Origin of the sequence: Candidatus Enterococcus myersii (genome assembly GCF_017316025.1) — a bacterium.
In the GTDB taxonomy this organism is placed as follows: Bacteria; Bacillota; Bacilli; order Lactobacillales; family Enterococcaceae; genus Enterococcus_C; species Enterococcus_C montenegrensis.
The window spans coordinates 90,219-102,911 of sequence record NZ_JAFLVT010000018.1 but is presented as its reverse complement, the minus strand read 5'-3'; the positions used below and the strand labels follow the sequence as shown (position 1 = coordinate 102,911).

Genomic DNA, 12,693 nt, shown 5'->3' with positions numbered 1-12,693 from the left:
CAAAAAAATTAATTATATTTGGATAGAAAATGTGACAAAGTGAATAGCCTAGTAGCCAAGAGCAAAAAATGTTCTTGGCTTTTTTCTTTGCAATGAATGAGGTGATTTATGACATTTTTAGATTTATTTGCCGGGATTGGTGGTTTTCGCTTAGGTATGGAACAAGCGGGCCATCACTGTATCGGCTTTTGTGAAATTGATGAATTTGCTAGGCGTAGTTATAAGGCAATTCATGATACTAGAGAGGAGGTGGAAATGCATGACATCACAAGTATATCAGACGAGTTTATTCAATCCCTCGGACCAGTGGACATCCTTTGCGACGGATTTCCGTGCCAAGCTTTTTCAATTGCGGGAAAGCGGCAAGGATTTTCCGATACTCGAGGTACTTTATTCTTTGAAATCGCTCGGTTCGCCGCTCTTCTCCAACCTAAGTTTCTATTCCTTGAGAACGTCCGAGGGTTGCTCAATCACGAAGGAGGGGCTACGTTCGAGACGATCCTCCGAACGCTGGATGGATTGGGGTATGATGTGGAATGGCAGGTGTTTAACTCAAAGGCCTACGTTCCCCAAAGTCGCGAGCGGGTCTTCCTTATCGGACATTCTCGAGACGCATGTACCGAACAGGTATTTCCTATCATTGGATCGTCTCCAACATCTGATCAAAACATCAGAAACTTAGTAAATATCAATCCTTCCAATCGTGGAATGGGGGGCCAAGTCTATGGTTCAGATGGTGTAGCACCAACCTTAACAGGCGATGAAGGAATCAAAATCGCATTGCCGGTAAATGAGGGGATTTCAGTAGCCGGTATGTTGCCGGGAAATTTTGAACAAGGTAATCGGGTTTACGAGGTGACCGGAACAGCTCCCACTTTGTCAACGAAACAAGGGGGAACGAAGATCATGATTCGAAAAAATAAAACAGAATATCAAGAGGTGAAGCCAGGGGACAGTGTGAACCTGGCTTTTCCTAATTCCACAAGTCGCCGAGGACGTCTGGGAAAACAAAGTGTGCATACCTTATTAACAGGAGACCAACAAGCAGTCGTCACAAATCAGTATCAGATTCGGAAGCTAACACCTAGAGAGTGCTGGCGGCTTCAGGGCTTTCCAGACTGTGCTTTTGATCGGGCAGCTCAAGTCAATTCAGATAGTCAATTGTACAAACAGGCCGGAAACTCTGTGACAGTTCCGGTCATTTTTGATATTGCCAGAAGATTAAAGGAGGTGGATAGGCATGATTTATGATGAGTTGATTGGAGAAATCTACTGGGTGATTGGTAAGATTCAGTCAGATTCAGAACTAGAAGAAGAATTACGCCGGCTCAATTTTGATATTTGCAAAAATGGGGTGAAAGTCCCTGGTGATTCATATGTAATGGACGAGGAAACCGATGCTCGAATTGAGCTGAATCAAGTCATCAGTGAATTGGAACGGATTGCGGATCATGCAAAAGAATCGAATATCCGTCAAGACTTGTTTGAGATTAAGGCAGAGTTGGAAATTGGGGGCATTGCCGAGGAGTAACCGCCAAATAAACCAACTGATAGGCGCTGACCGCGGAGGATTTGCGAAGCAGAAATCCTCCGTGGTGCTGTGCCTGTTCATGGACGGCGCCAGCCGGCCATGATGTCTCACCCCCCGTATCTAACAGGGGGGTACAAAAACACAAAAAATAAGCAAGCAACGATTAAGAATTGCTGGTATATCAAGGATAATTAGTATTTTTAGAAAATGTGAACTCAAGTTGGATAGTTCACATTTTGAAATTTGGTGGTGAATCATCAATGAGAAGAAATTTTACAAAAGAACTATTGAAGGAAAAAAGGAAGGAGTATAAGGTCACTCAAAACAAATTGGCAATAGCTTGTGATTTATCACGAGAGTATCTCAATAAAATTGAGTCGGGAAAGAAGGTTCCGGCTAAAAGTGTCATGAGAAAGATTTTTCAACAGCTAGAAACGTTCAACCCTGATTTACCTTTAACTTTGCTATTTGATTATGTACGCATTCGATTTCCAACTACAAACGCACGAAAAATTATACAAGAGGTTTTGCATCTAAATTTTGATTATATGCTTCATGAGGATTATGCCTTTTATTCTTACCAAGAACAATATGTTATGGGAGATATTGTAGTGATGGTATCTCAGGAAGAAGACAAAGGTATTCTCATTGAAATGAAAGGACGTGGTTGTCGGCAATTCGAAACATTTTTACTTGCGCAAAAAAGAAGTTGGTATGATTTTTTTGAGACAAGTTTAAAGTTAGGCGGCGTGATGAAACGATTGGATTTGGCAATCAATGACCGTGCAGGATTACTGAATATTCCCTATTTAACCAAAAAATGCCAAAACGAAGAATGTATTTCCTTGTTCCGAACCTTTAAAAGTTATCGGTCGGGGGAGCTGTTGAAAGCTGATGAAAAGGATGGCATGGGGAATACCTTATATATAGGCAGTCTCAAAAGTGAGGTTTATTTTTGTCTCTATGAAAAAGACTATGAGCAATATATCAAACTAGGGATACCTCTCGACCAGACAGAAACGAAGAATCGGTTTGAAATTCGGTTGAAAAATGAACGTGCTTATCACGCAATTATGGATTTGATGAAAGGGAGAAGTATTGAGAGCACTACGTTTTCAATCATTACTCGCTACATGCGAATTGCAGACAAGGTACAAGGGAAAAGAAGAACCAACTGGCCTCTTAATGAAAAGTGGGGCCGATTTGTCGGTCGAAATCGTAAAGAAATTCAATTGACCTCAGAGCCAAAGCCGTACACGATAGAACGAACTTACAACTGGTTAGGAAGGCAAGTCGCCCCTACTTTAAAAATGACGATTGAATTGGATCGTATTAGAGGAACCTCTTTTATTAGTGACATGGTATTAAACGCCGAATTATCTGAACGGCACAAAAAGATTTTAGAACAACAAAGTATGGCAATTGAAAACTTGATTGTATGAAAAGAGGAATTTTGATGGAAATTGGAAAGATATGTTATTGGTTTTTGGTGGTAGTGGCGGATCAAGCAATGGAAAAGAAAGGAAAGTGATGAAATGAATTTCGGACAAAATTTGTATCAATGGTTTTTGACCAACGCCCAATCTTTAGTCTTACTGGCGATTGTAGTCATTGGTTTATTTTTAGGATTTAAGCGAGAGTTTTCTAAACTGATTGGCTTTTTGGTGGTTGCCTTGATTGCGGTAGGTCTAGTCTTTAATGCTTCTGGTGTGAAAGATGTCTTACTGAATTTGTTTAATCGAATCGTCGGTGCATAAGGGGGAATCATGATGGAACAGATGCGTATTTATATCGCGAATCTTGGAAAATACAATGAAGGTGAGTTGGTGGGGGCGTGGTTTACCCCACCTATCGATTTTGATGAAGTGAAAGAACGGATTGGATTAAATGACGAATATGAAGAATATGCGATTCATGATTATGAACTGCCTTTTGAGATTGATGAATATACGTCAATTGAGGAAATTAATCGGTTGTGTGGCTTAGCGGAGGAACTTGAAGGAACACCAGTTGGTGAAGTTGCTTCAGAGATTCAACACGCTTTCTTTAATTCTTTTGAAGAAATGGTAGAGCATGTGGATGATATTGTCTATTATCCGGACTGTGATGATATGAGTGATGTAGCGTATTTCTTGATTGTTGAAAATGGTGATTTTGGCGAAGTACCAGAACACTTGAAGACGTATATTGATTTTGATGCGTGTGGTCGAGACTTGGAGATTGGGGGAAATTATTTGGTAACGAGTCGAGGTGTTTTTGAGTATCCATATTAACAAAATTATTGAAGGGTAGTTGATTTCTAAACTATCCTTCTTTTTAAAGGAATGATTTGATGAAGAAAATAAAAAGTTATACCAGTATCTGGGCAGTTGAAAAAGTCATTTACGCGATTAATGACTTTCAGCTGCCTTTTCCTGTGACCTTTAACCAGATGGCTTGGTTTGTTTTGTCCTTGCTGTTTGTCATCGTATTTGCCCATGTGCCTCCGCTGTCTATGATAGAGGGGGCTTTTTTAAAATACTTGGGCATACCGGCGGCGGTTATGTGGTTTATGTCGCAAAAGACCTTTGACGGCAAGAAGCCATTGGGATTTTTACGGTCCTTTATCAGTTATCACTTGCGGTTTAAGGTTACTTTTGCAGGAAAGAAAGTCAAAGAAAAGAAGAAACGATGGGATGAACCTGTCACTTTGGTAAGGAGTGTAAACTATGTACCCGATTAAGTATATCGAGAATAATCTTGTCTTTAACCAAGAAGGAGAATGTTTTGCATACTATGAGCTAGTGCCCTATAATTACTCCTTTTTATCACCTGAACAGAAATATCAAGTACACGATAGCTTTCGTCAATTGATTGCCCAGAACAGAGAAGGCAAGATCCATGCCTTACAAATTGCCACAGAAAGTAGTATTCGGGCCACGCAAGAACGATCGAAGAAAGAGATTACCGGGCGACTCAAAGAAGTTGCATTACAACGAATTGATTTACAGACAGATGCATTAGTATCTATGATTGGCGATAGTCAGATTGATTATCGCTTTTTTATTGGCTTCAAACTGATTGCGACAGATGAAGAGGTCAATCTAAAAAGTCTCAAAAAATCTTTCTTTTCTGGGATTCAAGAATTTGTCTATGGGGTGAATCATCATTTGATGGGGGATTTTGTTTCTTTATCCAATGAAGAAATTCGCCGGTATACTAAGCTTGAAAAATTAATGGAAAGTAAATTAGCTCGGAGATTTAAAGTCAGACGAGTCACACCGAGTGATCTGACTTACTTGATTGAACATATCTATGGTGAAAAAGGTACACCATTTGAAGAATATGAATTTCAGCTGCCAAAGAAAAAGCTGAAATCAGAAACGCTGGTGAAACGTTATGACTTATTACGTCCCAGTCGTTGTTTGATTGAAGAAAAGCCTCGGCACTTACGAATGGAACATGAAAATCACGAGTCTTATGTCGCGTATCTAACAATCAACACGATTGTGGGAGAGATGGAATTTCCTTCCTCGGAACTTTTTTATTACCAGCAACAACAATTCACGTTTCCTATCGACACGAGTATGAATGTAGAGATTGTCACCAATAAAAAGGCACTTGCCACCGTTCGCAACAAGAAAAAGGAACTGAAAGACTTAGACAACCACGCCTATCAATCCGACAATGAGACCAATTCGAATGTTTTGGACGCTTTGGATTCAGTAGATGAACTAGAAACCACCTTGGATCAGTCCAAGGAATCCATGTACAAATTGAGCTATGTGGTTCGAGTGAGTGCAGAATCAGTTGATGAACTAAAACGCTGCTGTGACGAAGTCTTGGATTTTTATGACGATACCAATGTAAAACTAGTCCGGCCCTTTGGCGATATGATGGGTCTACATGAAGAATTCTTACCTTCTAGTAAGCGATATATGAATGACTATATCCAATATGTTACGTCTGATTTTTTAGCAGGACTTGGTTTTGGCGCCACTCAAATGTTAGGAGAATTGGAAGGCATTTACTTTGGTTACAATGTAGATACGGGGCGCAATGTTTATCTAAAACCGGCATTGGCTTCACAAGGGGTAAAGGGGTCAGTTACCAATGCACTTGCCGCAGCTTTTCTTGGTTCTCTTGGTGGAGGTAAATCCTTTAGTAATAATCTCTTAGTCTATTATGCCGTCCTTTTTGGTGGTCAAGCTGTGATTGTCGATCCAAAAGGGGAACGTGGTGGATGGAAAGAAACCTTGCCAGAAATTGCGGATGAAATTAATATTCTCAACTTGACTAGTAAGCCAGAAAATCAAGGCTTACTTGATCCATATGTCATCATGAAGAAAAAGAAAGACTCAGAAAGTCTAGCGATTGATATCCTGACTTTTTTAACAGGAATTTCTAGTCGGGATGGGGAGAAGTTTCCTGTTTTGCGCAAAGCCATTCGAACCGTTACTCAAAGTGATCAACGAGGGTTACTACAAGTTATTAATGAGCTTCGAAAAGAGGGCTCAACAGTTGCGGAAAATATCGCCGATCATATCGAGTCCTTTACCGATTATGATTTTGCCCATTTGCTTTTCTCAGATGGTTCGATTACCCAGTCGATTAGTTTAGATAAACAGTTAAATATCATTCAAGTAGCGGATTTAGTTTTACCAGATGCAGAAACCACTTTTGAAGAATATACCACCATGGAGTTGCTTAGTGTTTCTATGCTAATCGTCATTTCCACTTTTGCTTTGGACTTCATCCATAGCAACCGAGAAATTTTCAAGATAGTGGACTTGGATGAGGCGTGGAGTTTTCTTCAAGTGGCACAAGGAAAAACATTATCGAATAAGCTCGTTCGTGCTGGGCGGGCCATGAATGCCGGAGTTTATTTTGTTACGCAAAATAGTGATGATTTACTGGATGAACGCTTGAAGAATAATATCGGGTTGAAGTTTGCGTTTCGCAGTACCGATATTCATGAAATCAAGAAAACCTTGGAATTCTTTGGCTTGGATAGAGAAGATGAAAGCAATCAAAAACGCCTGAGAGATTTGGAAAACGGTCAGTGTTTAATGCAAGATTTGTATGGGCGAGTAGGTGTGGTTCAAGTTCATCCAGTCTTTGAAGAACTCTTCCATGCTTTTGATACCCGTCCACCTATTCATGAGAGAATGGAGTGAGGGGATGAAAAAGAAACTTTTTCGGATTGTGGGAATCGTTTTTATTAGCATCATCACTCTGACAGTTCTATTGAGTTTAGTCGGTACGATAGCTGAGGCAACTGGTCTGGTTGATGATACAGTTGAAGCCGGAAATATTTATTCCCAATATTCACTTGGTAACTATCAGTTGGATTTCTTTGTGGATAGTTCATGGGATTGGCTACCGTGGAATTGGGGCGATGGCTTAGGAAAGAGCGTAATGTATGGTCTTTATGCCATTACTAATTTCATTTGGACGGTGAGTTTGTATTTGTCGAACGCCACGGGTTATGTGGTTCAAGAAGCTTATAAACTAGATTTCATTTCGGATACGGCTGAAAGTATTGGAAAGAATATCCAAACATTGGCTGGTATTACTGAAAATGGACTCCAGACCTCCGGATTTTATTTTGGGTTTCTATTATTGATGATTTTAGCTCTAGGGGTGTATGTGGCGTATACCGGATTATTAAAACGAGAAACCACGAAAGCAGTTCGAGCCGTGATTAATTTTGTGATGATTTTTCTACTTTCGGGTTCTTTTATTGCGTATGCGCCTACCTATATCACAAAAATTAATGACTTTAGTTCAGATGTTAGTGAAGCGGCTCTTAGCCTTGGGACCGAGATTGTTGTACCCAATTCAAAAAGCCAAGGAAAAGATAGCGTGGATTTGATTCGGGATAGTTTGTTTTCAATTCAAGTCCAGCAGCCTTGGTTACTCTTGCAATTTGATGATTCCAATATAGAGGAAATTGGCGAAGATCGGGTCAACAAGATTCTATTCGTGAGTCCGGATGAAAACAAGGGCAAGGATCGGGAAGAAGCGGTCAAAGCGGAGATTGAAGACAATGACAATGCGAATCTAAGTATAACCAAGACCATGAGCCGCTTAGGGACCGTGATTTTTTTGGTGCTGTTCAATATTGGGATTTCCTTCTTTGTCTTTCTTTTGACAGGAATTATGTTGTTTTCACAAATTCTCTTCATTATCTTTGCGATGTTTCTACCTATTAGCTTTTTATTGTCGATGTTGCCAACTTATGAAAGTTTGGGGAAAAAGGCGATTATTCGCTTATTCAATACGATTATGATGCGAGCGGGAGTGACCTTGGTTATCACCACGGCATTCAGTATTTCTACCATGTTTTTCAATATTTCAGCGACCTATCCCTTCTTTATGGTAGCATTTCTGCAAATTGTGACTTTTGCCGGGATTTATTTCAAATTGGGGGACATTATGAGTATGTTCAACCTCCAAAGCAATGATAGCCAGTCAATGGGCAGACGTGTCATGCGGAAACCGCAAATGTTGATGAATCGTAAACTACGGCAACTTAATCGAAATGTTGGGCGAACATTGGCTTTTGGTGGTGGTGCAGCAGTTGGTGGGAAACTAGCAAAAGATCAATCAAAATCCAGATTGAAGTCTCCTGGTTTTTCTCCACGAAAGAATCCATCGTTATCGGATAATCCAGAGACTATTAATGAGTCAAAAAAGAATTCTTCAACCTCAAAGAACCAAAAGCAAACCAGAATGAATTTGACCGGAAGAAAAATCGGCAAGGTACTAGATACCCAATCAATGGTAAAAGACAAAGCACAACAAGTAAAGGATCAAGTAAGGAATACACCAACTAATTTGAAATACAATCTGCATAAAGAAATCGAAAAGACGAAAAAAGCACCAGAAGAATTCAAGCGTGGACTTGTCCAAGAAAAAGCGAATCGAGCGGAGTTGCGAGAAAAACAACGACAACGTAGAGATGAAAATATGGCTGAAAAGCGGAAAGTATTGGGAAATTCAGCAAATCGTCATAGAAAAGGTAGGACCAATGTTCCGATAAAAGAGGAATCCAAATCTCAGAAAAGTAAGATACCAAGGAATGTACCAGCCAATCGAATTGTAAAAATGAATTCGAATCCTGAAATCAAACGAAGACTCTCAAATCAAAAATTGAGTACGAAAGAAAACAATCAACCAGTAAGAAAAGTAACTCCTATCCAACAGGCGAAGAAGCGATCCATTCTTGCAAAAGCGGGTAGTCGAAAGGTACAAAAAAGGATGGATTATCGTTCGAAATCAAGGTCAGGTGAATCAAAATGACCATTAAAAAACTGAGTACAATTTCGCTAGCCATTCTGACCATAACCTTTATGGGAATCTTGATGTGTGTCGGGTTATTGTTTGGCGAGGATAGTGAAGGAAATAGTAGTTCTGGTTCTTCTCCAGTTGGCAGTAGTGTCTCAGAAGAAGTCTTGAAACACCGCTCAATGGTTGAAAAGTACGCCAAAGAATCGGACATATCAGAGTATGTTCCGATTCTTTTGGCGATTATCCAAGTGGAATCTGGCGGCACAATGGAAGATGTGATGCAAAGTTCTGAGTCAGCTGGCTTGCCACCGAATTCATTGAGTACCGAGGCATCCATTAAACAAGGGTGTCTCTATTTTGCTTCTCTGGTTAAACGGGCCAACGAGTTAGGCTGTGACCAAGATAGTATCATTCAGGCCTATAACTACGGTGGCGGCTATTTGGATCATGTCGCAAAAAACGGAAAGAAGCATAGTTTTTCTTTGGCAGAATCTTTTTCAAGAAAGAAGTCTGGCGGTCAAAAAGTCGATTATCCTAATCCAATCGCGATTAAGGAAAATGGTGGGTGGCGCTATAACTATGGGAATATGTTTTATTGTTTGTTGGTGAAACAATATCTTACCACCAGTAAATTTGATGACGAGACAGTACAAAAAATCTTTGATGAAGCCTTTAAGTATGAAGGTACTGCTTATGTCTTTGGTGGTGCGAGTCCAGAAACGGGCTTTGATTGTAGTGGCTTGACCCAGTGGTGTTACGCCAAAGTTGGTCTGAAACTTCCACGGGTGGCACAAGATCAGTATGATGCCATGGCTCATATTGACCTAAAAGATGCCAAACCAGGTGATTTGATTTTCTTTCACTCAACTTATGATGCCGGTACTTATGTGACTCATGTAGGCATTTATGCAGGAGAGAATCAGATGTTCCATGCGGGAGATCCAGTGGGCTGGACGAATCTTACCGAACCCTATTGGCAGCAACATCTTATCGGAGCCGGTCGATACAAACAATAGAAAAGAGGAATGGAAAATGAACATAAAAATTGAACGAAGTCAGAAGGAGAAGACTCCAAAAAAGAAGAAAGAACGAGTAATTTCAGTGGGCAAGCATCGAAAAATGGTTCTTGTCCTTTGGTTTTTATTGTTTTGTAGTCTCGCTTTTGGGATATACAAAAATTTCACAGCAATTGACCGACACACGACTCATGAGAAAGTGGTTGTGAAAGAAAAAATAGTGAATACTTCTGGTGTCGAGAACTTTACGATTGATTTTGCGAAGGAGTATTTTTCTTGGAAGAATGACAAAGAAGCCATCGAAAAGAGAATGACTACTCTTGAACAATATCTGACTGAGGAAGGGGTGACTTTAAGTCAAGATATGGTTCGAGCGGATATTCCCACTAGTTCCGAAGTTCAAGTAGTAAAAATTCTAGATGTTGAGAAGCACTCAGAAGAATTTGTTATTTCATTTTTAGTGGAGCAAAAGATTACAGAGGGGAAAAAGACACAACAGGTTTCTTCTGCATATCGAGTGAGTATTTTTGAAGATAAAAAAGGAAACCATATTATGATAAGCTTACCGACTATGATTGCAAAGCCAGGAAAAGCGAATTATAAAGCAAAACAACTAGAGACTGATTCAGAGATTAATGCTAAGACATCGGAGGAAATCACTGAGTTTCTAGAGACCTTTTTCAAGCTTTATCCAACTGCTTCAGAAAAAGAACTTGAGTATTATGTAGAAAATGATGTTATGCGACCAATCAATTCGAATCTTAAATTTGTGGAATTAGTGAATCCAATTTATACACAAAATGAAAAAAGTATTCAAGTGAGAGTTGATGTAAAATACCTTGATACTCTATCAAAAGTAACGAATTACTTTCAGTATGAATTGGAATTACAAAATGATGGAAATTGGAGAATTATTGTCTCTGAATAAAAACAAGTTAGAATAATAGGTGAATGATGTTATTGTTGGTAGAGTGAATTCACCAAGTAAGGTGGATCAATCATGGGGAACCGTATCATAAATGATGCGGTTTTTTAGTATTAATTTCTGAGATTAATATTGATTTAATGGTTTTTTTGGAAGGGAACCGCAGGAGAAAATGATACGAGTGTCCTAGTTAATCTGTATCATTTAGTGGAGCAAGGCTAAGTAATGCGTATGAAATCAAGGTTCTATAATATTTTGTGTTGGTGGAAAATCGAAACCGATTTTCTGCCAACACTTTTTTCTTGTATGCAAATCAAAAAGAGACTCACAAAAGAAATAAGCATCTGTATCTGTTCATAAAACTGTCTCCTAAGTTTAGTGTCAATTTATTTGACGGATATTTATAAATTACTATCGGTTTGGATTGGTAACACTAAATTGGGAATAACTACATCCTTGACTTGGGATGTAGCAGTACGCTCTTAGTGCTAAAATTGAAAATCATAATTTGATGCTACTGCCGGGAGTTATTCGGCAGACTTATCCTACACACTTACATTAAACAACATCTATGAGTGACTTTTCTAGTTACTGATTCTTTTTGCGGGAAATAGAAAAGTCATTTTTTCGAAAAAAACTCAGAAAATACTACTTGCAATAATTCTGGACAGCCACTATGATAGCAACAACAGAAAAATCTACTAAGTACAGCCAGAGACTTGTACTCAGCTAACTAGTTTATTCCAGAATGCTGCATAATTTGATAGATTCATACTTTTATGTTTTTTTGCATATCGAAGTAGGTAGTCATATTTTGACTATCCAATTTGATAAAATATCGTTTATGCGAAACGTACTATAGTTGGTGCATCACTAGAGTTAAAAGTGTACAATGCTTAGTTTTTTTGAATCTTTATCGCAAATAGCTTCAAAAAACACTTTTTTGGATACTTTGGAAATATTTAGTTGAGTATAGTATAATATGAACAATTGTGACAAATAACAATTTTTTGGGAGTGAGTAAAGTTAGATGGGAAGACCCTTAGCAAAAGGCCTAGCTGTCGTAGCCGTCGGTATCGGAGCACTGGGTATATGTTACATCGGTTACCGAGCCGATAAAACACATCAGTATGAACAACGAGTTCAGTACGCCAATAGCACCATTGCAAAAAGCCAAGAGCAGTTAGCGACTCTCACAAAAACCATTGATTCGTTTTATCAAGAAGGTCAATCAATTTTTTTGAGAGAAAATTTGACGGAGTCCGAGCTTGCGGCCGTACGAGGAAAGCTTGAATCTGTCAAAGTTGATGCTGAAGAATACCATATTCAAGCAGAAGACCTAACAGACGATGCTGGGGGGATTCAAGAGACCAAAGACGCCCTTGTGAAAAAAGTTAATTTGGTCAATGACAAATTAACTATTCAAGAAAAGACCAATAACTTGTTTGAGAATCCTGTGAGTTCTTGGCAGAAGCCGGTTAATGATGTAGTGATTAAAAAAGACATTTCAGACGAATCAATCGGAGAAATTCGAGAAACCTTGAAACTGTCGACGTTAGCTGACCAATGGCAAAAAAATATCACTGAGTATCTAGATTTTGCCAATGCACAGTTGACTAGGATTAAGAACATTGAAGCAACCATCGACAGCTTACTTAAAAATGGTCAAATCACAGACAAGGCAAATTATGAAAGCTATATTGCCTTAGCAGAGAGCATCGGTCAAGTTCGTAATCTCACCTATAAGGAATCCTTTACAGCCTCACTGAACACCATAAGTGAGCAGTTAGGATACGGTACCTTGTCACCAGGTGATAGCGGTGAGTCGGGAAATGAGTCTTCTGATGAAGGTAATTCTCATGAAGAAGCATTCACCGAAGAATATGCTGAGCCTGACGACGAACAGTAAACAGTCTTTGTAGAAAATGAAAGAGAAAGTGGGAACACTA

General features: G+C 39.2%; 11 protein-coding genes. All 11 read left to right on the top strand.

The window, feature by feature from the left end:
- The first annotated feature begins 108 nt into the window (after window positions 1-108).
- The 11 genes from dcm (at window position 109) to JZO76_RS11940 (ending at window position 12,653) form a co-directional block, all read left to right on the top strand.
- Window positions 109-1,251 (top strand): DNA (cytosine-5-)-methyltransferase, encoded by a 1,143-nt coding sequence (gene dcm / locus JZO76_RS11990; RefSeq protein WP_206904809.1) that lies wholly within the window; start codon window positions 109-111, stop codon window positions 1,249-1,251.
- Window positions 1,241-1,531, top strand: a complete 291-nt coding sequence (locus JZO76_RS11985) for a hypothetical protein (protein ID WP_010739401.1) — start codon at window positions 1,241-1,243, stop codon at window positions 1,529-1,531. The genes dcm and JZO76_RS11985 overlap by 11 nt, the downstream gene beginning before the upstream one ends.
- A 260-nt stretch (window positions 1,532-1,791) precedes the next feature.
- Window positions 1,792-2,973, top strand: coding sequence for a MobT family relaxase (mobT, locus tag JZO76_RS11980; RefSeq protein WP_010718212.1), 1,182 nt, complete (start codon window positions 1,792-1,794; stop codon window positions 2,971-2,973).
- A gap of 93 nt (window positions 2,974-3,066) precedes the next feature.
- Complete coding sequence (locus tag JZO76_RS11975) at window positions 3,067-3,288, top strand: hypothetical protein (RefSeq protein ID WP_010718211.1); 222 nt, start codon at window positions 3,067-3,069, stop codon at window positions 3,286-3,288.
- Window positions 3,289-3,300: 12 nt separating this feature from the next.
- A complete protein-coding gene (locus tag JZO76_RS11970) occupies window positions 3,301-3,804 on the top strand; it encodes an antirestriction protein ArdA (RefSeq protein WP_206904808.1) in 504 nt (167 codons plus the stop codon).
- Window positions 3,805-3,863: 59 nt separating this feature from the next.
- Window positions 3,864-4,253, top strand: a complete 390-nt coding sequence (locus JZO76_RS11965) for a conjugal transfer protein (RefSeq protein ID WP_081185903.1) — start codon at window positions 3,864-3,866, stop codon at window positions 4,251-4,253.
- Entirely contained in the window at window positions 4,240-6,687 is a 2,448-nt protein-coding gene (locus JZO76_RS11960; protein WP_206904806.1) for an ATP-binding protein, read from the top strand. The genes JZO76_RS11965 and JZO76_RS11960 overlap by 14 nt, the downstream gene beginning before the upstream one ends.
- A 4-nt stretch (window positions 6,688-6,691) precedes the next feature.
- Complete coding sequence (locus tag JZO76_RS11955) at window positions 6,692-8,815, top strand: FUSC family protein (RefSeq protein WP_206904804.1); 2,124 nt, start codon at window positions 6,692-6,694, stop codon at window positions 8,813-8,815.
- Window positions 8,812-9,819: a lysozyme family protein gene (locus JZO76_RS11950; protein ID WP_206904801.1), complete on the top strand. Its 1,008-nt coding sequence runs from the start codon at window positions 8,812-8,814 to the stop codon at window positions 9,817-9,819. Before JZO76_RS11955 ends, JZO76_RS11950 begins: the two co-directional genes overlap by 4 nt.
- A gap of 16 nt (window positions 9,820-9,835) precedes the next feature.
- Window positions 9,836-10,747: a conjugal transfer protein gene (locus tag JZO76_RS11945; protein ID WP_206904798.1), complete on the top strand. Its 912-nt coding sequence runs from the start codon at window positions 9,836-9,838 to the stop codon at window positions 10,745-10,747.
- Window positions 10,748-11,774: 1,027 nt separating this feature from the next.
- Window positions 11,775-12,653 (top strand): hypothetical protein, encoded by an 879-nt coding sequence (locus tag JZO76_RS11940; RefSeq protein ID WP_128704472.1) that lies wholly within the window; start codon window positions 11,775-11,777, stop codon window positions 12,651-12,653.
- The last annotated feature ends 40 nt before the right edge of the window (window positions 12,654-12,693 follow it).

Coding starts and splice junctions, on each gene's coding strand:
- JZO76_RS11970 (WP_206904808.1), top strand. CDS start 3,301: ATGGAACAGATGCGTATTTATATCGCGAATCTTGGAAAATACAATGAA.
- JZO76_RS11955 (WP_206904804.1), top strand. CDS start 6,692: ATGAAAAAGAAACTTTTTCGGATTGTGGGAATCGTTTTTATTAGCATC.
- JZO76_RS11975 (WP_010718211.1), top strand. CDS start 3,067: ATGAATTTCGGACAAAATTTGTATCAATGGTTTTTGACCAACGCCCAA.
- JZO76_RS11965 (WP_081185903.1), top strand. CDS start 3,864: ATGAAGAAAATAAAAAGTTATACCAGTATCTGGGCAGTTGAAAAAGTC.
- mobT (WP_010718212.1), top strand. CDS start 1,792: ATGAGAAGAAATTTTACAAAAGAACTATTGAAGGAAAAAAGGAAGGAG.
- JZO76_RS11945 (WP_206904798.1), top strand. CDS start 9,836: ATGAACATAAAAATTGAACGAAGTCAGAAGGAGAAGACTCCAAAAAAG.
- dcm (WP_206904809.1), top strand. CDS start 109: ATGACATTTTTAGATTTATTTGCCGGGATTGGTGGTTTTCGCTTAGGT.
- JZO76_RS11940 (WP_128704472.1), top strand. CDS start 11,775: ATGGGAAGACCCTTAGCAAAAGGCCTAGCTGTCGTAGCCGTCGGTATC.
- JZO76_RS11985 (WP_010739401.1), top strand. CDS start 1,241: ATGATTTATGATGAGTTGATTGGAGAAATCTACTGGGTGATTGGTAAG.
- JZO76_RS11960 (WP_206904806.1), top strand. CDS start 4,240: ATGTACCCGATTAAGTATATCGAGAATAATCTTGTCTTTAACCAAGAA.
- JZO76_RS11950 (WP_206904801.1), top strand. CDS start 8,812: ATGACCATTAAAAAACTGAGTACAATTTCGCTAGCCATTCTGACCATA.